The organism is Asaia sp. W19 (assembly GCF_003994335.1).
Classification (GTDB): Bacteria; Pseudomonadota; Alphaproteobacteria; order Acetobacterales; family Acetobacteraceae; genus Asaia.
Map to the genome: position 1 here is coordinate 84,543 of NZ_PNQZ01000001.1, position 21,835 is coordinate 106,377.

Below are 21,835 nucleotides of genomic sequence, written 5' to 3' on the forward strand. Positions count from 1 at the left end.
AGACGAAGCCTGTAGGACTGAAAAGAAGTATCTGTTCTGGTTCATCCTGTCCGGGGCCAAAGCCTGTGAGTACCCAAACCCTATGAGTGCGCTGTCCGGCACGCGACCCCGTCGCGACATCCTCGAACTGACAACCGGTTTTCTGGTTCTTGCCGCGCTTGCGGCGCTCCTCGCGCTGGCCGTTCTGGGGCGCAGCCATGGCGGTTCCGAAGGCTACACGCTTCGTGCGGTGTTCAATCAGATCGACGGACTTTCGGTAGGTTCCGATGTGCGTCTGGCCGGTATCACGGTCGGGCATGTCACTTCCGAAAAGGTGGACCCCAAGAGCTATCGCGCCGAGGTTACCTTCACAGTCCGGGACGGGCTTTCGCTGCCGACCGACAGCGCGGCCATCGTGACTTCGGACAGTCTCCTTGGAGGCAAATATATTGCCCTGTCACCGGGCGGTGACGAGAAGAACCTGACCCCCGGTGCGGTCGTGGCACAGACCCAGGGTGCGATCAGCCTTGAGCAGCTTCTGAGCAAATTCATTTTCTCGGTCACGGACTCGCTGGACAAGAGCCGCAAGGCCGCCACCCCATGAGTGACCTGACGCGCTGGACCGATCGCAATGGCGAGCCCATCGCCTGTGTCGAAAAGCTCAAGGTGCTTCGTGAAAACGAGGCCGAGCTGCGCCAGACGCTTCAGGACATGTTCGAAGACGCCCTGCTGATGGGCGTGGCCCCAGACTCCATGCGCCATCATCTGGTAGAGATGATCGCCTCGCTGCAGGAGCTGACACCATGACACGTGCTTTCCTTGCTTCCTGCACGCTGGGCGCTCTGCTGCTCAACAGCGTGGTTTCTGCCCCGGCTTATGCGGCAGAGGCAGTCGCGCCACCAGTCATGTATCCGGCCGATCTCTGGCAGGGTCGAGGCGAAGCCGTGATCCGTGTGCTCAACCGCACCGACTCCCATATTGAGACCATGACCATTCCTGTGGGTGGGCAGGGCCAGTATCGCAGCCTGCATCTGGGCGTGACACGCTGCGTGGAACGGCCCGAAACCCTGCCACGCGACGCTGCCGCGCTGATTTCCACGAGCGATGACACCGACCCCGGCGCGCATTATCAGGGCTGGATTCTGGCTGAGGAGCCCTCGCTCTCGGCCTATAAGAGTGCGCTCTACGATATCGCCATCGTCTCATGCTCGGGCGGCAAGACCGATCCGGCCCTCGCGCCTCTGCCGCAGGCCGTCGTACCCGTCCTCAGTAATGCGCCCCCCGAGGGTGCGGATAACCAGCCCGGCGATCTGAACGACCCGTCACACGCACCGCCAGCCCTGACAGGGCGCAGTGAAAGCCAGACTTTGCCGGGAAGCCTGCCCGCCGCTCCTCCGAGCACAGGAGGGGCCACGGGCGGTCCGACACGCCTTACCCCGCTGGGCGAGACATCATCTCCGTCTCGTGCCCAGGGCAGCGCGTCCCGCCAGACCCTTCCGCCCAATCCCGGTGCTGGCACAGCGGCGCGCCCTGCCACCAGCGCCCCGGCGGATACTGGCGGCCCGATGCAGCTTGCCCCCCTCTCAGGAGGCGGTTCGACCCAGGCCCTGCCTCCGCCGCAGCCATATAATCACTGACAAATCCTGCCAGAAGCATTCTGACCATATTCTGATCAGATTTGGGGCTGATAACGCGACTGTGCCTGTATTTCGGTGCAACCGCGTATCAATGAGGAAGTTATCAGCCCCATGACAACCCCCTCTCCCACGGCTTCGCTGTCATCCGGCCCTGTCGCGCCTCCTGTGGAGCGCGCAGCATTCCTGCTCGATTTCGACGGGACTTTGGTCGATATTGCTCCGACACCCGCCTCCGTTAAGCTCGAACCCGGTCTGACCGACACGCTTCTGCGTCTGCGGGATTTGTGCGGCGGGGCTCTGGCAATCGTCACCGGACGCCCTATCGAGCAGATTGACCATTTTCTGCCGGGCATTCCCACAGCCGTTGCCGGCGAGCACGGCCTGACCCTGAGGCGCAGCCTAGACGGCGCCGAGGAACCGGTGACTGCCGAGCCTCTTCCGCAATCCTGGATCGATGACGCGCAGAATCTGATAAGCCGCTATCCCGACACCGCCATCGAGCACAAGAAAGCGGGTCTGGTGCTGCATTACCGTGCCAATCCCGAGGCGGAAGAACCATTCCGGCGCGCCGTAGAAACCTGGCTGTCAGGCCAGGAGGCGTTCGAGATCTACCCCTCCAAAATGGCCTGGGAAATTCGTCTCTCAGGCATTCACAAGGGGAAGGCCGTTGAAGCCCTGATGGCTCAGCCTCCTTTCGCCGGTCGTGTGCCTTTTTTCGTCGGTGATGACGTGACCGACCGCGACGGCATCAGCGCTGCCAGGGCGCTTGGCGGAGTAGGCTATCTCATTCCCGATGATTTTCCCACCGCTCACGCGTTCCGTTCATGGCTCGCTCATTATGTGGAGACTGCCTGATGGGTCGCCTTGTTGTCGTTTCCAACCGTGTTCCTGCCCCCCGCGAACGCAGCCAGCCTGCCGGGGGCCTTGCTGTGGGTGTACGCGACGCCGTACGCGGGACAGAGAGCCTGTGGTTCGGCTGGTCAGGCCGTCATACCAGCCAGTCCAAGGAGCAGACGCCCAAGCTCGATACCCATGAAAGCTGCACCTACGCCACCATCGATCTGACCCGCAGCGAGTATGAGCATTTCTACGAGAAATTCTCCAATGGCCTGCTTTGGCCGCTCTGCCATTATCGTATCGGGATCATCGACTACAAGCGGATCGATTATCAGGTCTATCGCGAGGTCAACGCGCTTTTCGCCGATCAGCTCGTTCCGCTTCTGCGCGATGAGGACACGATCTGGATCCACGACTATCACCTCTTCCCACTCGGTGCGAAGCTGCGCCGCCGTGGTGTGAAGGCCAAGATCGGTTTCTTCCTGCATATCCCGTTCCCGCCCTGGAGCGTCACACGTGTTCTGCCCTGCGCGCAGGAAATGCTTCGTGAGATGGCTGCCTATGACCTGATTGGCGTCCAGACCGAGGAAGATGCCCGCAACATGGATGGCTGCTTTGAGGCGAATGACCTGCCCAACCGAGCCACTCATTTCCCTATCGGGATCGATCCGGTCGAATTCGGTGAGCAGGCCGTGCGCAACGTCATGGCGGAGGAGGTTCAGCGCCTTCACGCCTCGCTGCGTGGGCGCAAACTCATTCTGGGTGTGGACCGCCTTGATTATTCCAAGGGCATTCCCGAGCGTATCCATGGCTACGAGACCTTTCTGAATCGCTATCCTGAGCACAAGGGCGAAACGGTCCTGCTCCAGATCACCCCGGTCTCGCGGGCGGGGGTTGCCAGCTATCGTGCGCTGCGGCGCGAACTCGACGAAATGGCCGGGCATATCAATGCCATGCATGGCAATTTCGACTGGTCGCCCATCCGCTATCTCACGCAATCCGTACCGCGTGAGGTCCTCGCAGGCTTTCATCGCATTGCCGATGTCGCGCTCGTCACCCCGCTGCGCGACGGCATGAATCTTGTTGCGAAGGAGTTTGTGGCGGCTCAAAGCGCCGATGATCCCGGCGCCCTGATCCTCTCCTCCCTTGCAGGCGCTGCGCCCGAAATGGAGCAGGCTCTCATGGTGAATCCCTATGACCATGAGGGAATTGCCGATGCGATCCATGCCGGTATCACAATGAGTCTTGAAGAGCGGCAAAGACGCTGGCAGGCTCTGTATCGCGATGTGACCCAGAACACCGCTGCGAACTGGGCCGATCGCTTTCTGGATATGCTCAACGAGACCGAAAGACAGGAATGATTGCGCGACTGACCGGTGGATTGATGTTTCTCGCCGGTATGGCCGCCATCGGTATCGCCTGGTGGGCGGAGCATGTACTCGGCTACGCACCTTGTGAACTCTGCCTGATCGAACGCGCACCATGGCGTTTTATCGCTTTTCTCGGCGTCCTCGCTCTGCTCATTCCCGGTACGATCGGTTTCTGGGCCACCGTGCTGGCCCTGCCCGCACTGGCGGCCTCGGTCATGCTGGCCGGGCTCCATAACGGCGTGGAACAGAAATGGTGGGAGAGCCCGCTTCCAGCCTGCCATGCTCCCGTCTTCCGGGCGGGGGCAAGCTTTCATGATCGCATGGCCAGCATGCCGCTTCGCCCCGCCAAACCCTGCGACGACCCGACCTATATCTTCAACCTGCCCGTCTCCATGACTGTGCTCGGTGGCATCGCTGCCGCCATCCTCTTCATCATCGTCAGCTACAGCGTGGTTCTTCAGGCGCGCCAGTGGCGCGCTGCGCGCTAAAAAGCCTTGCCCTCGGGATCTGAAATCCTGCCTCGAATCGTCTGTACAGGACTCTTTCCTGCACCCACGAGGGGGCGAGCCCCTTTGATGCTCGCCTCGAGTCACTCAGATTTCCGGATAACGACCCCTTCTGAATATATCGTGCAGCCTGACGACCGGGGCCTATCGCGGGAAAATGGTCGCGCCTGAAATCAGGGCAGAACGGAAGCAGGAAGAAGAATAGCGCCAACCCTCTTAGGAAATCAGAATGAAATGGGCATATTTGCCCAGATTGGTCTCTTTCAACCACTTTATGTCTTTTTTCACCCCCATAGACTACGGTCCTTATAAAGAATCATAAAAAATCGCCGTCACAACGAGTTTGGCACGACGTTTGCATGAGAGAGATTATCCCGCCGGACAGAGGGTCCGGGGACAGTCAAGGATCTCGACCATGTTCACTTTCGCCAAGTCCTTTGCCGCCGCCGCCAGCCTCATCGCCCTGGCCGCCCAGCCCGCTCTGGCACAGGATCAGAACCCGGCCCAAACCGCCCCCAATGACAGCGCTCAGATCGATGTGTCACATGTCAGCCTGAAATCCGACCGCGACTGGAATCGGGTTGCCGATGCGATCCATGCGAAAGCCGCCGAGATTTGCGAGCGTGAAACGGGTGCCAGCGATCGTCGCGCAGCCGATATCGAAGACTGCACCCAGGCCGCGTATGAAAACGGCGTGCAGCAGATGCGTGATATCTATGCCCGCCGCATGGAGGCGAGCCAGACCCGTCTGGCACGTTCGTGAGGGGGGTCGCGCTAAAGCGCCCGAGGCAGCAAGATCACGAAGCGGGCGCCAATGATCCGACCCGCTTCATCATACCGGTTTTCGGCATGAAGCGTACCGTGCAGGGCCTCGATGATCTGGCGACTTATGGCGAGGCCCAGCCCTGAATGCTGCCCGAAATTTTCGGTTTGGGGACGTTCCGAATAGAAACGGTCGAAAATATCCTCGAGCTTGAGTGGCGGGATACCCGGCCCCTCATCACTCACCGTGATCCGTATCTGACGCTCTTCGGGGCGCATGAACAAGGTAATATGCCCGCGCGGGGGTGAGAACGAAATGGCATTGCCAATCAGGTTGCGCAGCACCTGAACCAGACGGTCTTCCACGGCCAGAACCCGCAGCGGATGCGCTGCATCGTCGTGGGAATCATCAAGGATAAGGATCGCATCTTCTGGCTTGCGCGTGGTCTGATGCATCTCCGTCAGGATCGACAGAAGCATACCCACCGCTACCGGCTCTGAACGGGTACGCGAGAGTTCCGCATCGATACGGCTCGCATCGGCAATGTCGGTGATCAGTCTGTCCAGACGACGCACATCATTATTGATGATGGCCAGCAGTCGCGTCTGACGTTCGCGGTTCTCGATACGCGGCAAGGTCTCGATGGCCGACCGTATGGAAGAAAGCGGATTCTTGATTTCATGGCTGACATCGGCGGCAAAACGCTCGATCGCATCCATGCGCGCCCAGAGCGCCAGCACCGATCCGCGCAGCGCCCGGGCCAGCACGCCGATCTCATCGCGACGCACCAGCAGGGATTCCGGCACAGTGTCGGCACGTCCGGCAACATCACGCATATCATGCGAGGCAACGGCCAGACGCAGCAGCGGACGCGCAATGGTGATCGACAGATACCAGGAGAGCAGAACCGTCACGGCCATGGCGGCCAAAAACAGCGACAGGATCGAGGAGCGCACGGCAAAAAGAGAGCGGTCTACCTCCTGCGCCTGACGGGTGAGCTGGATAACGCCAACGGTCTGCCCGTCATGAATGACCGGCTCGGCCACGGTGATCACCAGTTCATGGTCCTGTGTGCGTCGAATATAGGGAGCAGCCTCGGCACCACGATACTCCCCCGCAGAGCGCAGAGGGGGTGGGCTATCCTGCGCCTCGAGTGTAACGATCCCCTCGCGGGAAGAGAGTGGCAGCAGGGAAAGCAGCCACTCATAGGCAATTTCGATTCCGTTATTGCGCGGCGGTTGCCAGCGCGGCGGTGGGGCAGGCTCGCCCGCACCGGATTGCCCCTTGCGGTCGCGGCGCACCAGAGCTGCCTCGTTCAAACTGTCAGCCACGAGTGTCCCGTCTGGTCCTACCAGACGTGCACGCACATTCGGGCTCGGCTCGGTCAGGCGCAGGAGCAGCGGTCGAGCCTGCACCCCGTCGAGCATGAATTCGGCACCAGGAAAAGGATGACGGGCCGGATCGCGCACAACGGCAATCTGCCCCATGGCAGCGGCGTAGATATGGGCCTGCTCACGCAGGGCGTTCACATCGGTTTCGAGCAGGCTGTTCTGGAAATCGTTCAGAAAGAGCAGCGTGACGGCGAGAATGGCCAGGGGCAGCGTATTGAGCAGGAAGATCCGCCGCATGAGCGGCGAGGCAAAGCGCGGCAACCTGAACCGGCGTGCTGTTTTCCTGCCGTCGCGTTCGGCCTCAAGCGCCAGCGTATCCCCATGCCGCAGGGAGCGACGGCGCAGGCGGCGCATCGCCTGCGTCATGAAGCCGGGAGAGCCGCGTCTCGTGCGACGCCCGAGAGATTCACGCTCCGGCATGGCCGATCAGTCTTCCTTGTAGCGATAGCCTATGCCGTACAGCGTCTCGATCTGGTTGAAGTTATCGTCGATCTGCCTGAACTTCTTGCGCACACGCTTGATATGGCTGTCGATGGTGCGATCATCCACATAGATGTTTTCGCCATAGGCGGCATCGATCAGCTGGTCACGTGACTTCACCATACCGGGACGCAGCGCCAGCGCCTTGACCAGAAGGAACTCAGTGACAGTCAGCATGATGTCCTGACCGGCCCACAGGCACTGATGACGCGTCTCATCCAGCGTCAGACTGCCGCGAACGATGGCCGCTCCCGCGCCCGATGTTCCGCTCCCTTCGGCGCGACTGGCATCCTGACGGCGCAGCAGAGCCCGGATACGCTCCAGAAGCAGGCGCTGTGAAAAGGGTTTGGTGATGTAGTCGTCGGCTCCCAGACGCAGCCCCATGAGCTGGTCGAGCTCCTCGTCCTTGGAAGAGAGGAAAATGACGGGCAGGGAGGAGCGGGCGCGCAGGCGTTGCAGCAGCTCCATCCCGTCCATGCGCGGCATCTTGATATCGAGCACCGCAAGACTGACAGGGCGCGCCAGAATACCCTGAAGAGCGGCCTCGCCATCGGTATAGGTGTGCACGACAAACCCTTCGGCCTCGAGAGTCATCTGGACCGAAGTCAGGATATTGCGATCATCATCCACCAGGGCGATCGTGTGCTTTGTCGTCTCCATGCGCGATGCATCCGCCTTTAATTTCTGCCTGTTGCCAATACGAGGGGGGTTGGCATATGGCTTGTCACAGCCACCTATATCTTACCACGCGGCTGCGCCCAAGACGGGGCAGTCGAAAACGGTCGGACATCTCGGGATGGCCGATCGGTGTCTTTCGTGGCTTCCAGCGGTCACGCTCGCCCCGCCAAGGGGGAGTACGCGGGAGCCGACCCTTTGCCGCCCGGTTCGACCGGGCCCGATTTTTCGAGGTTGCGACCACGATGACGACTGAAAACGCGCAGCACGACGCCCAGAACAGCGCGCAAACCGAAACGCCCGACCCGGCAGCGACAGAAGCCGCAACCGGGACCACAACCGAGACGGGTATCCAGACACCCGAAGCCCGCATTGCGGAGCTCGAGGCCCAGGTCGAGGAATTCCGCGACAAATGGATGCGTTCTGAAGCCGAGATGCAGAACTACCGCACACGCGCCAAGCGTGAGGTGGAAGATGCCCGCCAGTATGCCGTCCAGAAATTCGCCCGTGACGTGGTCGAAGCCGCCGAGAACCTGCAGCGCGGTCTCGCTTCAATGCCGGCAAAGGTCGACGGGGAAGAAGGGCTTGTGGCCAAACTGCGTGAAGGGTTCGAGAGCACGGAGCGCTCCTTCCTCGGCATCCTCGAGCGTAACGGCATCACCTGCCAGCACCCGGTAGGCGAAGTCTTCGATGCCAACCTGCATCAGGCCATGGCTGAACAGCCGAGCGATGAGCATCAGGACGGTACGGTCATGCAGGCCTGGACCCCGACCTGGACCCTTCATGGCCGCCTGCTCAAGCCTGCCATGGTCGTCGTCGCCAAGGGTGGCAACAAAGCCGCAGAATGAGGGTTGAAACCCTCGCTGCACGCTCCTAGATTTTACGAGTAACCCGTCCCTGCCGAGGCAGGGAGACGAAAACAAGGGTGTTGCCCGGTGCCTGAATGGGCCGGGCGACGCCGCTGAAAGGACTGAGTATGAGCAAAGTCATTGGTATTGACCTTGGCACCACGAACTCTTGCGTCGCGATCCGCGAAGGCGATGAGACCAAGGTCATCGAAAACAGCGAAGGTGCCCGCACCACGCCGTCCATGGTCGCCTTCACCAATAATGGTGAGCGTCTCGTGGGCCAGGCCGCCAAGCGTCAGGCCGTCACCAACCCTTCCGACACGCTTTATGCCGTCAAGCGCCTGATCGGCCGTCGTTTCGACGACCCGACCGTGGCCAAGGACAAGGAAATGGTCCCGTACGAGATCGTACGTGGCGATAACGGCGATGCCTGGGTGCGCGCTCGTGGCGAAAACTACGCCCCGTCGCAGATCTCCGCTTTCGTTCTGGGCAAGATGAAGGAAACCGCCGAGGCCTATCTCGGTGAGACCGTCTCCCAGGCCGTCATCACGGTTCCCGCCTACTTCAATGACGCCCAGCGTCAGGCAACGCGCGACGCAGGTCGTATTGCCGGTCTCGAAGTGCTGCGTATCATCAACGAGCCGACGGCAGCCGCTCTGGCCTATGGCCTTGGCAAGCGCGATTCCGGCACGGTCGCTGTTTACGATCTTGGTGGCGGCACGTTCGACGTCTCGATCCTCGAGATCTCCGATGGCGTGATCGAAGTGAAGTCCACCAATGGTGACACCTTCCTCGGTGGTGAAGACTTCGATAACCGCATCATCGGCTACCTCGCAGACGAGTTCAAGCGCGACCAGGGTATCGACCTGCGTGGTGACAAGCTTGCCCTGCAGCGTCTGAAGGAAGCAGCCGAGAAGGCCAAGATCGAGCTTTCCTCCTCCAAGGAAACCGAGATCAACCTGCCGTTCATCACGGCCGATGCCTCGGGTCCGAAGCATCTCGTGGTCAAGCTGAGCCGCGCCAAGCTGGAAAGCCTGGTGGATGATCTGGTCCAGCGTACGCTTGGCCCGTGCCGTGCGGCTCTCAAGGACGCCTCGGTCACCCCGGCTGAAATCGACGAAGTCATTCTCGTCGGCGGCATGACGCGTATGCCGAAGGTCATCGAGACGGTTAAGCAGTTCTTCGGCAAGGAACCCGCCCGCAACGTCAACCCTGACGAAGTCGTGGCCATTGGTGCCGCCGTTCAGGGCGCCGTACTCAAGGGCGACGTCAAGGACGTTCTGCTGCTCGACGTGACCCCGCTCTCGCTGGGCATCGAGACGCTGGGCGGTGTCTTCACCCGTCTGATCGATCGCAACACGACGATCCCGACCAAGAAGAGCCAGACCTTCTCGACGGCAGAAGACAACCAGAACGCCGTGACCATCAAGGTCTATCAGGGCGAGCGCGAAATGGCGGCAGACAACAAGCTGCTCGGTAATTTCGACCTCACCGGGATTGCCCCGGCCCCGCGTGGCGTGCCGCAGATCGAAGTCACCTTCGACATCGACGCCAACGGCATCGTCAATGTGTCGGCCAAGGACAAGGCGACCAACAAGGAACAGCAGATCAAGATCCAGGCTTCTGGTGGTCTGAACGATGCCGATATCGACCGCATGGTCAAGGAAGCCGAGGCCAATGCCACGGCAGACAAGGCCAAGCGCGAACTGGTCGAGCAGCGCAACAACGCCGAGGCCCTGATCCATCAGACCGAGAAGTCGCTGACGGAAGCTGGTGACAAGGTACCTGCTGCAGACAAGGCTGAAGCCGAGTCCGCTGTGGCTGCCGTGCGCGAGGCCATGAACGGCACGGACGTCGAGGCGCTGAAATCCGCTACCGAGCGTCTGACGCAGTCGGCCATGAAGATCGGTCAGGCTGTCTACGCCGCCGGTCAGGCAGAAGAGGGCGCCGCTGGTGGCGAGGCTCATGCTGCCAAGGATGAAAACGTCGTCGATGCCGATTTCGAGGACGTGGACGACAACAAGAAGCACTGATCACCCGGATGGGAGGGGTAGCCACCTCTCCCTGAAGGCTTGTTTCTCGCAGCGCCCGTCCTTCCCTCGGGAGGGCGGGCGTTTCGGCATTCGGATTGCGTTTTGTATGATCTGGATAGCCTGCCCCCGTCTAGATCGCCCCTCTGCCTTGCAGAGCCCTGATCCGCTGCCTCTCGACACCAGGATGGACTCCCATGGCCACCAAGATCGATTTCTACGCCGTTCTCGAAGTCTCCCGCACGGCCTCCGCCGATGAGCTGAAAAAAGCCTACCGCAAGCAGGCCATGCGCTTTCATCCCGATCGTAATCCGGGCGATGAAACAGCCGAGCACAAGTTCAAGGAAATCAACGAAGCCTATGATGTTCTGAAAGACGAACAGAAACGCGCTGCCTATGACCGCTTCGGTCATGCCGCCTTCGAAAACGGGGGCATGGGCGGTATGGGCGGCGGCTTCGGTGGCTTTGGCGGCGGAGGTCTCGACGATATCTTCGAGATGTTCGGCGACATGATGGGCGGTCGTCGCGGCGGGGGCGGTCGCCGTCGAACGGGCAACGACATTCAGGTTCAGGTCGAGATCTCGCTGAGCGAAGCCTATGCCGGAGTCAAGAAGCCGGTCGAAATCCGCACGCGCGTGACCTGCGAGAGCTGTCATGGCACGGGTTCGGCCGACAGCAATCCTTCCGACGCCACCTGCCCCACCTGTCACGGCGCAGGCGCTGTGCGGGCCCAGCAGGGCTTTTTTCTGGTCGAGCGTCCCTGCCCCACCTGCAAGGGCTCGGGCAAGGTGGTGCGAAACCCCTGCCAGAGCTGCAAGGGCGCTGGCACGACAGAGCAGACGCGCTCGCTCGATATCGCCATTCCGGCCGGTGTCGAGGACGGCACGCGCATCCGTCTGACAGGTGAAGGCGAGGCTGGTGGCAGTGGCGTACAGCCAGGCGATCTCTACGTGCATGTTGCGGTGGGCGGCAGCGACATCTTCCAGCGTGACGGGGCCAATATCTATTGCCGCGTGCCGCTGCGCATGACGCAGGCTGCGCTCGGCACCGAGATTGAGGTTCCTGTTATCGATGGCAGCCGCGCCAAGGTGAAGATCCCTGCCGGGACGCAATCGGGCGAGAACTTCCGACTGCGCGGCAAGGGCTTCTCGGTTCTGCGCTCGAGCGCGCGCGGTGACATGTATATTCAGGTCGCCGTCGAAACCCCGCATCATCTGAGCCCACGCCAGCGCGAATTGCTGGAAGAGTTCGAGGCGGAGGCGGGCGAGACACAGGATCAGGAAAAGGCCAATCCGGAACATACCGGCTTCTTCGCCAAGGTCCGGGACTTCTTCGAAGGAAAGTAACACCCATGCGTATCGGCATCGCGGGCATAACGGGCCGTCTGGGCGCACTCTGCGCCGAGGAAGTCGTGGCTTCCCGCCTCGATCTCGCGGGAGGATTGTCGCGCAAGGCAGATCCCGCCCGCCATATCGTCACGGATCCCGCGACGCTGGCGGATCGGTGCGATGTGGTGATCGATGTCAGCAGTCCGGAGGCCACCTGCACCCATGCCGAGGCCTTTGCCAAAGCAGGATGCGCCTGGGTGATAGGGACAACCGGGTTCGATGCCGCGCAGGAAGCGGCAATCACGCAGGCCGCTCAAACCATCCCGGTGCTCAAGGCCGCCAATTTCGCTCCCGGCCTGACGCTCCTGCTCGATCTGGCGCGTCAGTTGGGCGCCAAGCTGCCTGCCGATGAATATGATGCTGAAATCCTTGAGACCCACCATCGTCAGAAACGCGATGCCCCCTCAGGTACGGCTCTGGCCATTGGCGAGCGCTTTGCTGAGGGGCGCAATGTCGCTCTGGCCAATGTGACCGAGATCGATCGCTCCGGACTGCGCGGCGAAGGGGCGATCGGCTTTGCCTCACTGCGTGCCGGGCAGATCGTGGGGGAGCACAGCCTGATCCTGACGTCGGGCACGGAACAGATCACCTTGTCGCATCGCGCTTTTGACCGCCGCGTGTTTGCACAGGGTGCGGTCAAGGCGGCGCGATGGCTGGCTGGTAAACCGGCAGGGCTCTACACCATGACGGAAATATTCGAGGCCTGATCAGGCTTCACTTCCCGTACTGCAACATAACAAACGCTTGACCCCTGTGGCTCAATGCCTCTAAGGACAGCCCTCTCTTGCGGGTCGAGCGCAGGTTATCGCGCGTCCGCTCTCCTTTCTTTCACTCATTCCCTGCGAGGTCCCTGAGTGCGTAACTACGGCGAATTTCTCTTCACATCGGAATCCGTTTCTGAAGGTCATCCGGACAAGGTCTCCGACCGGATCAGCGACACCGTTCTGGACGCTTATCTCGAGGCCGACCCGGAAGCCCGTGTTGCGTGCGAAACCCTCTGCACGACCAACCGCGTCGTTCTGGCCGGTGAAGTCCGTGGCCCGGCGTCGATCACCAGCGAGCTGCTGATCGAGCGCGCCCGTCATGCCATCAAGGATATCGGCTATGACCAGGAAGGTTTCTCCTGGAAGAACGCTGAAATCACCTCCCTGCTGCACGCGCAGTCCGCCGACATTGCTGTCGGCGTCGATAGCGCCGGCGAGAAGGATGAAGGCGCTGGCGATCAGGGCATCATGTTCGGCTTCGCCACCCGCGAGACCGAGCACCTGATGCCGGCTCCGCTCTATTATGCGCAGTCGATCCTCGAGAAGGTTCGTGACTACCGCAAGAGCGGCCATGCTCTGGGCGTCGGCCTGCTGCCGGATGCCAAGAGCCAGGTCACGCTGCGCTATGTCGATGGCAAGCCCGTTGGCGCGACCTCGGTCGTGATCTCGACGCAGCATATCGAAGGCATGCGCCAGAACACCATTCGCGAAATGCTGCGCGAAGTGGTTCGTGAAGTCCTGCCGGAAGGCTGGATGTGCCCGGAAGAAGAATTCTACGTCAATCCGACGGGTAACTTCGTGATCGGTGGTCCCGATGGCGATGCTGGGCTGACGGGTCGCAAGATCATCGTCGACACCTATGGCGGTGCAGCCCCCCATGGCGGCGGCGCTTTCTCGGGCAAGGACCCCACCAAGGTCGATCGTTCGGCTGCCTATGCCGCGCGCTACCTGGCCAAGAACGTGGTTGCTGCCGGTCTGTCCGATCGTTGCACCATCCAGCTCAGCTACGCCATTGGCGTGTCCAAGCCGCTCTCGGTCTATGTGGATCTCGATGGCACAGGCAAGGATATCGACGAAGCCCGTCTCGGCAAGCTGCTGAATGAAATGGTCGATCTCTCGCCGCGCGGCATCCGCAAGCATCTGCGCCTGAACCGTCCGATCTACGTGCCGACCTCGGCCTATGGCCATTTCGGTCGCGTGCCCGATCCGGTGCTGGACAACTTCACGTGGGAGCAGACCGATCTGGTCAGCTCGCTGCGCGGTGCCCTCAACCGCTGAGGTCCCCAACTGTCTGACACCTCTCTCAAGTCCCAGCCTGAGCGGCTTTATGGCCGCCAGCGCGGGCACCCGCTCCGTGCTCGCCAGCAGCGCCTTCTCGATGAGGCACTGCCCAGGCTCCGTCTGAATCCCGATCAGGCAGCCAACCCGCAGGCCGCCTTCACCGGCGCTCCTGTTCAGGGCGTCTGGCTTGAAATCGGGTTCGGCGGAGGCGAGCATGCGCTCGACCAGGCGCAGCACAACCCGGATGTCGGCTATATTGCCTCCGAGGTTTTCGAGAACGGGCTGTGTTCGCTCATGTCCCGCATCGTGCCGGAAGGCGAAGAGGACACGATCACCCCGCCGGATCATTTCCGTATCTGGCCCGATGATGCGCGTCAGCTTCTGAAATCCCTGCCCGATGGCTGTCTCGACCGCGCCTATCTGATGTTCCCCGATCCGTGGCCCAAGGCACGCCATGCCAAGCGTCGCTTCATCCACCCGGAGAATATTCGCGAACTGGCCCGCCTGCTGAAGCCCGGCGCCGTCTGGCGCGTTGCAAGCGATCATCCCGTCTATCAGGACTGGGTGTTCGAGATCATGGGCGCGCAGGATCTGTTCGATGCGCCCCCGCCTGCCAAAGGCGAGCGCCCCGAAGGCTGGTCACCCACACGCTATGAAGCCAAGGCCTACCGCGAAGGCCGCGTGCCGTTCTACTGGACGTTCACGCGCCGCGGTGCCTGATACCGAGTTGGATCGGAACACCGCATGAGCACGCAAATCGAACGCGAGGAAATGGAATTCGACGTGGTGATCGTCGGCGGAGGGCCAGCCGGCCTTTCCGCCGCCATCCGACTGCGTCAGCTCATGCCGGAAGCCACGCTCTGCCTCGTTGAAAAAGGCAGCGAAATCGGAGCGCATATTGTCTCGGGCGCGGTGATCGAACCCCGCGCGCTGGCCGAGCTCTTCCCCGACTGGCAGGAACGCGGTGCACCGCTGAAAACCCCGGTGACGGAAGAAAAAGTGCTTTTCCTGACCGAAAAGCGTGGCTTCGCCATACCCTTAATCGACAAGCTCATGCCTGCCATGGCCAATCACGGCAATTATGTCGTGTCCCTGGGCGAGGTCTGCCGCTGGCTCGGCGCACAGGCCGAAGAAATGGGTGTCGAGATCTACCCCGGCTTTGCCGCCGCCGAGCCCTATATCGAGGATGGCCGCCTGTGCGGTGTCATCACCGGAGATATGGGCGTGAACCGTGAAGGCGAGCAGGGGCCGAACTTCGCACCCGGCATGATCCTGCGGGCTAAACAGACCATCCTGACCGAGGGCGTGCGCGGCTCGATCAGCCAGCGCGTGATGAAGCAGTTCAATCTGCGTCAGGGTGTAGACCCGCAGACCTATGGGCTGGGTATCAAGGAAGTCTGGGAAATCCCCGCCGAGAGGCACAAGCCTGGCTTCGTGCAGCACAGCTTCGGCTGGCCGATGGATGACGGCACCTATGGCGGCGCCTGGCTCTATCATTTCGGTGAGAACCTCGTCTCCTATGGTTTTGTCACCGGGCTGGATTACAGCAATACTTGGCTCTCTCCCTTTCAGGAGATGCAGCGCCTCAAGACCCATCCTGAATTTGCGAAGCATCTCGAAGGCGGTCGCCGTCTGATTTATGGCGCGCGCGCGCTGTCAGAGGGTGGCTTCCAGTCCCTGCCGCGTCTGTCTTTTCCGGGTGGCGTTCTGGCGGGTGATTCCGCAGGCTTCCTGAACATGCCCAAGATCAAGGGCACGCACACAGCCATGAAATCCGGCATGCTGGCCGCCGAAGCCGTGGCCGAGGCGCTGGGGGGTGAAGGCCCCTGCGAGGCCACTAGCTATACGCGCCGTTTCAAGAGTTCATGGCTGTTCAAGGAGTTGTTCGAGGCCCGCAATGTGCGCCCCGCCTTTGCCCGCTGGGGCAATCGCCTTGGCGCGCTCTATGCCGGGATCGACAGCCTGATTTTCCGTGGCCGCGCGCCTTGGACGCTGCATTTCCGTCATACGGATCATGAAGCGCTCAAGCCTGCCGGGCAGTGCAAGCCCATTGCCTATCCGAAGCCGGATGGCACGCTGACCTTCGACCTCACCTCATCGGTGTTCCTGTCGGGCACCAATCATGAGGAGGACCAGCCGGTCCACCTGAAGCTGCGTGACCCGTCGAAATGGCTGCCCGTCAACTGGGGCATTTTCCGCTCGCCTGAAAGCCGCTACTGCCCGGCCGGTGTGTATGAGGCGCTGGAGGAAAACAGCACCATGCGCTTGCAGATCAACGCGCAGAACTGCGTGCACTGCAAGACCTGCGACATCAAGGATCCGACGCAGAATATCGACTGGTGTGTGCCTGAAGGGGCCGGTGGACCGAATTATCCTGTCGGTATGTGATTTTGAGTCGCAATAAGGTATGAACCCTGACGACAAATTCCAGGATCGGCGAGAAACAGATGAAGATAGTGGTCCCGGTCAAGCGGGTGGTGGATTACAACATCAAGCCCCGCGTCAAGGCCGATAACAGCGGCGTCGACACGCAAGGCGTGAAGATGTCGATGAATCCCTTCGATGAAATTGCTGTCGAAGAAGCTGTCAGGCTTCGAGAAAAAGGCGCTGCCTCCGAGATCGTGGTGGTGACCATTGGCGTTGCCGAGGCGCAGCCCGTTTTGCGTACGGCCATGGCCATGGGTGCCGACCGCGCCATTCTGGTGCAGACCGACGCCGAGCTGGAGCCGCTGGCTGTCGCCAAGCTGCTCAAGGCCATCGTGGATCGAGAAAATCCCGGTCTGGTCATCATGGGCAAGCAGGCCATTGATGACGACATGAATGCGACCGGCCAGATCCTGGCGGCACGTCTCAACTGGCCGCAGGGCACGTTTGCCAGCTCAGTCGCTATCGAAGACGGACGCATCACCGTGGTCCGTGAAGCCGATGGCGGACTTGAAACCGTGCGTCTGGCACTGCCTGCCGTGGTGACCACCGATCTGCGCCTCAACGAGCCGCGCTATGCCACCATGCCCAACATCATGAAGGCCAAGAAGAAGCCGCTCGAAACCATCGCTGCCGATACGCTGGGCGTGGACATCACGCCGCGTCTGGAGACGATCAAGGTGGTCGAACCGCCCGTGCGCCAGGCGGGTATCAAGGTGTCGAGCGTTGCCGAGCTGTTCGGCAAGCTGCGTGACGAAGCGAAGGTGATCTGATCATGACAACTCTGGTTCTGATCGAAGCCGAAGGCGCCGCCATCAAGAAGGCAAGCCTTTCCGCCGTTGCCGCCGCCCGCCATTTCGGTGCTGTCGATGTGCTGCTGATCGGCGCAGAAGGCGCCCAGGAAGCCTCAAAGATCGAAGGGATCACCCGCGTTCTTCACGCGGAGTCCACCCCGCATCTGGCCGAGTGCATTGCCGCCCTGATTGCAGATCGCGCCAAAGATTACGATCACATCGTTTCCGCCGCGACCGCCTATGGCAAGAACACCCTGCCGCGCGTGGCTGGTCTGCTGGATGTGCAGCCGATCACCGAGGTGGTCGAGATCATCGACGCCGATACCTTCGTGCGTCCGATCTATGCCGGCAGCGCGCTTTCCACCGTGCGGTCGCGCGATGCGATCAAGGTGCTGACCGTGCGTAACGCCAATTTCGAGGCTGCCAAACTGGGTGAGGCATCCGCCCCGATCGAGTCCGTCTCGGCGGCTGTCGAGGTGCCGGATGCCGCATATGTCGGGATCGAACTGACCCATTCCGACCGCCCCGAACTGGAATCGGCCCGTGTGGTGATCTCTGGTGGGCGCGGCCTGAAGGACGCGGCCAATTTCAAGCTGCTCGAGCCTGTGGCCGACAAGCTGGGTGCTGCCATCGGTGCGTCGCGCGCGGCGGTGGATGCCGGATTTGCCCCGAACGAGATGCAGGTCGGTCAAACCGGCAAGATCGTGGCACCTGATCTCTATATCGCTGTCGGTCTCTCCGGAGCCATCCAGCATCTGGCAGGGATGAAGGACAGCCGCGTGATCGTGGCGATCAACATGGACCCCGAAGCCCCGATCTTCAGCGTGGCTGATTACGGTCTCGTGGGCGATCTGTTCGAAATCCTGCCGCAGCTCAAGGCCGAGCTGGGCGCCTGATCAAACAAGGCTCCTGCTTCGACAGGGGCTTTACCTGAATGCCCATCGGGTTGCCTCAGGGTACCCCCCTCCTGCCGGAACTGGGCGCGATAGCCCCCTTTTCCGGCCAGGTCCCTGCCCGAATGGATGGCAGCACCTTCCGGAAAATCCTTCGTCGGATCGCCATATCCGAAAAGAAGCGACGGACGCTCTTCAGTCACGCCGCGAACGAGATGATGGGCCGCTGCCATGCTGAAGCCCCCTGCCCGCCCACGTGAATGATCAGCCTGTGCAGCTTTCGATTGTTTTTCCGCGCTGCATGGGACATGCTTGTATACATGACCCAGATCATGGACATTCAGGCGGGCGGCGCACGGGCCAGGGCCCGTTGCGACGAACTCGGCGTTGCTCCCTATAGCGACCAGAGCGACGGGCTTTTCCGCCCCTATCTCGGCCCTGCCCACAGGGCAACGCTTGGTCGTCTGGCCCAGTGGATGGATGAGGCCGGGATGAGCGTCGAGACCGATGCTGCCGGGAACATCATCGGCCATTATGCCGGGGCCCATCCGGATGCTCCCGTGCTGCTGATCGGCTCACATGTCGACAGCGTGCGCGATGGCGGGCGCTATGACGGCATGCTCGGCGTGACGCTGGGCATCGAGACCGTCGCCTATTTCCATAGTCGCGGGTTGAGACTTCCCTTTGCGCTCGAAATCATTGGTTTCGGTGATGAGGAAGGCTCGCGTTTCCCCACATACATGATGGGCTCACGCTCGGCGGCTGGGCTGTCACAATCCGTCGATGACAGCGTGACCGATCGCGACGGCACGACACTAGGTGCAGCCCTGTCGGACTGGGGACTCGACACTTCCCGTTTCGACACGGCGAAACGGCACAATGTCCTGGCCTATCTCGAAGCCCATATCGAGCAGGCGCCGCATCTCGAGCGCGCCGACCTGCCTCTGGGCCTCGTACGTGGTATCGCCTCGCAATACCGCTATCGCGTGACCCTGACCGGGCAGGCCGATCACGCCGGTACCGCCATGCATGAACGCCGTGATGCCCTTGCCGCCGCGGCCGAGGCCATTACTGCCATCGAGGCCATCGGCCAGCAGGACCCGGTCGATCTGGTCACCACGGTCGGGTGGCTGAGCGTCGAGAATGGCGCCCCTAATATCGTGCCAGGGCGCGTGGTCCTGACCGTCGATATCCGCGCCGTAACGCCCGGCGTCCGAGAAAATGCCGCCCAGGAAATCGGCGACATGCTGCAGGCCCTGTGCACACGACGTCATGTCCGGCTCGATATCGAGCGTATCCAGGACCTGACTGGCGCCCTCTGCGACGACCATCTGACTGAAATGTTGGGGGAAGCCGTGGAAGAGAGACTGGGAAACACGCCCCCCATGCTTCTCAGCCAGGCTGGTCATGATGCGATGATCATGGCGCATCTCGCCCCTATGACCATGCTGTTCATCCGTTGCAAAGGCGGGATCAGCCATAACCCGGCGGAATCGGTCGAGGATGCCGATGTCGAAGCGGCCTTTCAGACCATGGTAACTTTCGTGACGCGACTGGGAGAAACGATGTGAGCAGTTTTTTCGGTGAAATCGACCCGCCGCAGCGCCTGCTGATGGGGCCTGGCCCCATCAATGTGCACCCGCGCGTGCTGCGCGCCATGGGCGCTGACATGCTCGGACAGTTCGACCCAGAGATGACCGATTACATGAACCAGACGATGGCGCTTTATCGTCAGGTATTCATGACAGAAAACCGATGGACCTTCCTGATCGATGGTTCGGCCCGTGCTGGCATCGAGGCCGCGCTGACCTCGCTGATCGAACCGGGAGCCAAGGTGCTGCTCATCCGCTCTGGCCGGTTCGGCATGTTGCTGGGCGAGATTGCAGAGCGTCTGGGCGCCGAGATTGCCACGATCGATCTCGAATGGGGCCAGGTCGCCACCCTCGAGCAGATCGAAGCCGCCCTGGCGCAACATCGTCCAGCCGTGTTCGCGGCCATTCATGGCGATACCTCCACCACCACAGCCCAACCGCTCGAAGGCGTGGGCGCGCTATGCAGCCGGTACGGCACGCTTTCCTATGTCGATGCCACGGCGACCCTTGGCGGCATGCCCGTGCGCACCGATGAATGGCAGATCGATGTGATATCGGCCGGGCTCCAGAAATGCATGGGCGGCCCGCCGGGCAGCGCGCCCATCACCATTTCCGACCGCGCTGCCGAATTCATCTTCTCGCGCCGCAAGGTCGAAAGTGGCATTCGCCGTGATGATATCAGCGACGGCACGCGTCCCTTCATCCGCTCCAACTATTTCGATCTGGCCATGATCATGGATTACTGGTCCGAAAAACGGCTGAACCACCATACCGAGGCGACCTCCATGCTCTATGCCGCGCGCGAATGCGCCCGTCTGGCGCTGGAAGAGGGTCTGGACAACCGCTTTGCCCGCCATGTCGCGGCTGGCAAGGCGATGGCTGAAGGGCTGCGCGGCCTCGGCCTCACCCTTTACGGGCAGGACGCCTATCGCATGAGCAATGTCACGGGGGTGTATATCCCCAAGGGCGTCGATGGGGAGCGGGTACGCGCCCGTATGCGTGACGAGTTTCAGATCGAGATCGGCACTGCCTTCGGCCCACTCATGGGCAAGATCTGGCGTCTTGGCGCAATGGGATACAACGCCGAGCAGCACAAGGTACGCCTTACCCTCGCCGCTCTGAAGACCGTTCTGGAGAGCGAAATCTGATTCCGGCGCACCCCCTGTCGAACCGACAGGCAAGGGTCAGACTTCAGAGGATGCGCACCACCAGGACTGGAGCTCCAGAAGGATGGCCCGCCTCAACCACTCTATCGCAGTATCCGCGGCAGAGCGCGCGGGGACAAGCAAGCGGATCGTCATTCGGTCCATGATAGGGGGAACCTGCGCTCTCTGAAGCGAGGTCAGGTCGCAATACGCATGTGCGATGTAATGCGGTACGATGGCAACGATTCCTGGGTGATTCAGTAGAGGAGGGATGTGACCAAAGCTCGGCACCGTCACGCTGACCCGCCTCTCATAGCCGAGCCCTCTGAGCGCATGATCGAACCGACTGAAGCGCCGAGCATGTTCGATCAATACGTGATCGAAAGCACAAAGCTCACTGATGCTCATCGTAGGACTGGAAAGGTTTCCCAGATTCGATCCAACGCATTCCATGATCAGTCTCCCTACCGGATACGCGATGCTGTCGGGATGGGCTCCCTGATTCGCTGTGACCCCTAGATCGATTTCACGCCTCTGGAAGGCGGCCTCTAGGCCATCAGGGGGAATTGCCCTGAATACAAGGGACAGTCCCGGCGCCATACACCGTAGCGTGTGCGTCATAGAGGGAGCCAGCCGATAATCAAGCCCGCTATCGCAGCCGATCACGAAATGACGTCGGCTCGTCAAGGGATCGAATGCCTCCGAATGCCCCAATGCCTCGCGCAGACGCCTGAGACTCTCTTCAATAACGGGAGCCATGGTGATCGCCCTGATCGTCGGCTGCATCCCCTGGGGAGTTCGTATGAAAAGAGGATCATCCGTTAGAGCACGCAGGCGCTTTAACGCAGCACTCAGTGCAGGCTGAGTGAGCGATAGACGTGAGGCTGCCTTACTCACACTGCGTTCATGCCAAAGCGCGAGAAAAGACTGTGCCAGATTGAAGTCTATCCGGGGCATATTCATGACATTTATAGGTAAACAAAAATAAACCAATTTGACAATGTGTTTCTCAATCGAAACGATCATCGGGAAAAAAGG

Annotated in this window: 21 protein-coding genes and 1 pseudogene; 18 read left to right on the forward strand and 4 right to left on the reverse strand. The window is 61.3% G+C overall.

Annotated elements, in window-relative coordinates:
- The first annotated feature begins 82 nt into the window (after positions 1-82).
- The 7 genes from mlaD to C0V97_RS00440 all read left to right on the forward strand — a co-directional run bounded on the left by mlaD (position 83) and on the right by C0V97_RS00440 (position 5,092).
- Positions 83-583 (forward strand): outer membrane lipid asymmetry maintenance protein MlaD, encoded by a 501-nt coding sequence (mlaD, locus tag C0V97_RS00410; RefSeq protein ID WP_127099630.1) that lies wholly within the window; start codon positions 83-85, stop codon positions 581-583.
- A complete protein-coding gene (locus C0V97_RS00415; protein WP_127099632.1) occupies positions 580-786 on the forward strand; it encodes a hypothetical protein in 207 nt (68 codons plus the stop codon). Before mlaD ends, C0V97_RS00415 begins: the two co-directional genes overlap by 4 nt.
- Positions 783-1,616: a DUF2155 domain-containing protein gene (locus C0V97_RS00420; protein ID WP_127099634.1), complete on the forward strand. Its 834-nt coding sequence runs from the start codon at positions 783-785 to the stop codon at positions 1,614-1,616. Before C0V97_RS00415 ends, C0V97_RS00420 begins: the two co-directional genes overlap by 4 nt.
- Before the next feature lie 111 nt (positions 1,617-1,727).
- Positions 1,728-2,471, forward strand: a complete 744-nt coding sequence (gene otsB, locus C0V97_RS00425; protein WP_127099636.1) for a trehalose-phosphatase — start codon at positions 1,728-1,730, stop codon at positions 2,469-2,471.
- Positions 2,471-3,814, forward strand: a complete 1,344-nt coding sequence (locus C0V97_RS00430; RefSeq protein WP_127099638.1) for a trehalose-6-phosphate synthase — start codon at positions 2,471-2,473, stop codon at positions 3,812-3,814. The genes otsB and C0V97_RS00430 overlap by 1 nt, the downstream gene beginning before the upstream one ends.
- Positions 3,811-4,311, forward strand: coding sequence for a disulfide bond formation protein B (locus tag C0V97_RS00435; protein ID WP_127099640.1), 501 nt, complete (start codon positions 3,811-3,813; stop codon positions 4,309-4,311). Before C0V97_RS00430 ends, C0V97_RS00435 begins: the two co-directional genes overlap by 4 nt.
- A 433-nt stretch (positions 4,312-4,744) precedes the next feature.
- Complete coding sequence (locus tag C0V97_RS00440; protein ID WP_127099642.1) at positions 4,745-5,092, forward strand: UrcA family protein; 348 nt, start codon at positions 4,745-4,747, stop codon at positions 5,090-5,092.
- An 11-nt stretch (positions 5,093-5,103) separates the two neighbouring features.
- Here the strand turns inward: C0V97_RS00440 and C0V97_RS00445 are convergent, their stop codons facing one another.
- The gene (locus C0V97_RS00445; protein WP_233581868.1) at positions 5,104-6,720 is read right to left on the reverse strand and encodes an ATP-binding protein; all 1,617 of its coding nucleotides are present in this window, start codon (positions 6,718-6,720) and stop codon (positions 5,104-5,106) included.
- Positions 6,721-6,909: 189 nt separating this feature from the next.
- Positions 6,910-7,623, reverse strand: a complete 714-nt coding sequence (locus C0V97_RS00450; RefSeq protein ID WP_127099644.1) for a response regulator transcription factor — start codon at positions 7,621-7,623, stop codon at positions 6,910-6,912.
- A 260-nt stretch (positions 7,624-7,883) separates the two neighbouring features.
- Between C0V97_RS00450 and C0V97_RS00455 the strand changes: the two genes are divergently transcribed.
- The 11 genes from C0V97_RS00455 (at position 7,884) to C0V97_RS00505 (ending at position 20,800) form a co-directional block, all read left to right on the forward strand.
- On the forward strand, positions 7,884-8,486 hold the full coding sequence (locus C0V97_RS00455; RefSeq protein ID WP_127099646.1) for a nucleotide exchange factor GrpE: 603 nt from the start codon (positions 7,884-7,886) through the stop codon (positions 8,484-8,486).
- Between the two features lie 128 nt (positions 8,487-8,614).
- Positions 8,615-10,519 (forward strand): molecular chaperone DnaK, encoded by a 1,905-nt coding sequence (dnaK, locus tag C0V97_RS00460; RefSeq protein WP_127099648.1) that lies wholly within the window; start codon positions 8,615-8,617, stop codon positions 10,517-10,519.
- Positions 10,520-10,713: 194 nt separating this feature from the next.
- A complete protein-coding gene (gene dnaJ / locus C0V97_RS00465) occupies positions 10,714-11,862 on the forward strand; it encodes a molecular chaperone DnaJ (RefSeq protein WP_127099650.1) in 1,149 nt (382 codons plus the stop codon).
- Positions 11,863-11,867: 5 nt separating this feature from the next.
- The gene (gene dapB / locus C0V97_RS00470) at positions 11,868-12,611 is read left to right on the forward strand and encodes a 4-hydroxy-tetrahydrodipicolinate reductase (RefSeq protein WP_127099652.1); all 744 of its coding nucleotides are present in this window, start codon (positions 11,868-11,870) and stop codon (positions 12,609-12,611) included.
- A 147-nt stretch (positions 12,612-12,758) separates the two neighbouring features.
- Complete coding sequence (metK, locus tag C0V97_RS00475) at positions 12,759-13,946, forward strand: methionine adenosyltransferase (protein WP_062165570.1); 1,188 nt, start codon at positions 12,759-12,761, stop codon at positions 13,944-13,946.
- 9 nt (positions 13,947-13,955) lie between these two features.
- Positions 13,956-14,669, forward strand: a complete 714-nt coding sequence (locus C0V97_RS00480) for a tRNA (guanosine(46)-N(7))-methyltransferase TrmB (protein WP_127099654.1) — start codon at positions 13,956-13,958, stop codon at positions 14,667-14,669.
- A 24-nt stretch (positions 14,670-14,693) separates the two neighbouring features.
- On the forward strand, positions 14,694-16,337 hold the full coding sequence (locus C0V97_RS00485; protein WP_199751563.1) for an electron transfer flavoprotein-ubiquinone oxidoreductase: 1,644 nt from the start codon (positions 14,694-14,696) through the stop codon (positions 16,335-16,337).
- A 59-nt stretch (positions 16,338-16,396) separates the two neighbouring features.
- A complete protein-coding gene (locus C0V97_RS00490) occupies positions 16,397-17,146 on the forward strand; it encodes an electron transfer flavoprotein subunit beta/FixA family protein (protein WP_127099656.1) in 750 nt (249 codons plus the stop codon).
- Positions 17,147-17,148: 2 nt separating this feature from the next.
- Positions 17,149-18,063 (forward strand): FAD-binding protein, encoded by a 915-nt coding sequence (locus C0V97_RS00495; protein WP_127099658.1) that lies wholly within the window; start codon positions 17,149-17,151, stop codon positions 18,061-18,063.
- 317 nt (positions 18,064-18,380) lie between these two features.
- Positions 18,381-19,631 carry an allantoate amidohydrolase gene (locus tag C0V97_RS00500; protein WP_127099660.1) on the forward strand — a complete coding sequence of 417 codons (1,251 nt, stop codon included), beginning with the start codon at positions 18,381-18,383 and terminating at the stop codon, positions 19,629-19,631.
- 41 nt (positions 19,632-19,672) lie between these two features.
- Positions 19,673-20,800, forward strand: coding sequence for an alanine--glyoxylate aminotransferase family protein (locus tag C0V97_RS00505; RefSeq protein ID WP_127099767.1), 1,128 nt, complete (start codon positions 19,673-19,675; stop codon positions 20,798-20,800).
- 36 nt (positions 20,801-20,836) lie between these two features.
- Here the strand turns inward: C0V97_RS00505 and C0V97_RS00510 are convergent, their stop codons facing one another.
- Both C0V97_RS00510 and C0V97_RS18850 read right to left on the reverse strand, forming a co-directional pair.
- Positions 20,837-21,556: a LysR substrate-binding domain-containing protein gene (locus tag C0V97_RS00510; RefSeq protein ID WP_233581840.1), complete on the reverse strand. Its 720-nt coding sequence runs from the start codon at positions 21,554-21,556 to the stop codon at positions 20,837-20,839.
- A 27-nt stretch (positions 21,557-21,583) separates the two neighbouring features.
- Positions 21,584-21,823, reverse strand: a pseudogene (locus tag C0V97_RS18850) (LysR family transcriptional regulator); the annotation flags it as partial.
- Positions 21,824-21,835 lie beyond the last annotated feature (12 nt).

Excerpts from the sequence above, each read along its gene's own strand:
- C0V97_RS00420 (WP_127099634.1), top strand. The coding sequence starts at position 783 with ATGACACGTGCTTTCCTTGCTTCCTGCACGCTGGGCGCTCTGCTGCTC.
- C0V97_RS00500 (WP_127099660.1), top strand. The coding sequence starts at position 18,381 with ATGACCCAGATCATGGACATTCAGGCGGGCGGCGCACGGGCCAGGGCC.
- C0V97_RS00485 (WP_199751563.1), top strand. The coding sequence starts at position 14,694 with ATGAGCACGCAAATCGAACGCGAGGAAATGGAATTCGACGTGGTGATC.
- otsB (WP_127099636.1), top strand. The coding sequence starts at position 1,728 with ATGACAACCCCCTCTCCCACGGCTTCGCTGTCATCCGGCCCTGTCGCG.
- C0V97_RS00415 (WP_127099632.1), top strand. The coding sequence starts at position 580 with ATGAGTGACCTGACGCGCTGGACCGATCGCAATGGCGAGCCCATCGCC.
- C0V97_RS00450 (WP_127099644.1), bottom strand. The coding sequence starts at position 7,623 with ATGGAGACGACAAAGCACACGATCGCCCTGGTGGATGATGATCGCAAT.
- C0V97_RS00435 (WP_127099640.1), top strand. The coding sequence starts at position 3,811 with ATGATTGCGCGACTGACCGGTGGATTGATGTTTCTCGCCGGTATGGCC.
- C0V97_RS00510 (WP_233581840.1), bottom strand. The coding sequence starts at position 21,556 with ATGGCTCCCGTTATTGAAGAGAGTCTCAGGCGTCTGCGCGAGGCATTG.
- dnaJ (WP_127099650.1), top strand. The coding sequence starts at position 10,714 with ATGGCCACCAAGATCGATTTCTACGCCGTTCTCGAAGTCTCCCGCACG.
- C0V97_RS00445 (WP_233581868.1), bottom strand. The coding sequence starts at position 6,720 with ATGCGGCGGATCTTCCTGCTCAATACGCTGCCCCTGGCCATTCTCGCC.
- C0V97_RS00440 (WP_127099642.1), top strand. The coding sequence starts at position 4,745 with ATGTTCACTTTCGCCAAGTCCTTTGCCGCCGCCGCCAGCCTCATCGCC.
- C0V97_RS00490 (WP_127099656.1), top strand. The coding sequence starts at position 16,397 with ATGAAGATAGTGGTCCCGGTCAAGCGGGTGGTGGATTACAACATCAAG.
- C0V97_RS00455 (WP_127099646.1), top strand. The coding sequence starts at position 7,884 with ATGACGACTGAAAACGCGCAGCACGACGCCCAGAACAGCGCGCAAACC.
- C0V97_RS00495 (WP_127099658.1), top strand. The coding sequence starts at position 17,149 with ATGACAACTCTGGTTCTGATCGAAGCCGAAGGCGCCGCCATCAAGAAG.
- C0V97_RS00430 (WP_127099638.1), top strand. The coding sequence starts at position 2,471 with ATGGGTCGCCTTGTTGTCGTTTCCAACCGTGTTCCTGCCCCCCGCGAA.
- dnaK (WP_127099648.1), top strand. The coding sequence starts at position 8,615 with ATGAGCAAAGTCATTGGTATTGACCTTGGCACCACGAACTCTTGCGTC.
- mlaD (WP_127099630.1), top strand. The coding sequence starts at position 83 with ATGAGTGCGCTGTCCGGCACGCGACCCCGTCGCGACATCCTCGAACTG.
- dapB (WP_127099652.1), top strand. The coding sequence starts at position 11,868 with ATGCGTATCGGCATCGCGGGCATAACGGGCCGTCTGGGCGCACTCTGC.
- C0V97_RS00505 (WP_127099767.1), top strand. The coding sequence starts at position 19,673 with ATGGGGCCTGGCCCCATCAATGTGCACCCGCGCGTGCTGCGCGCCATG.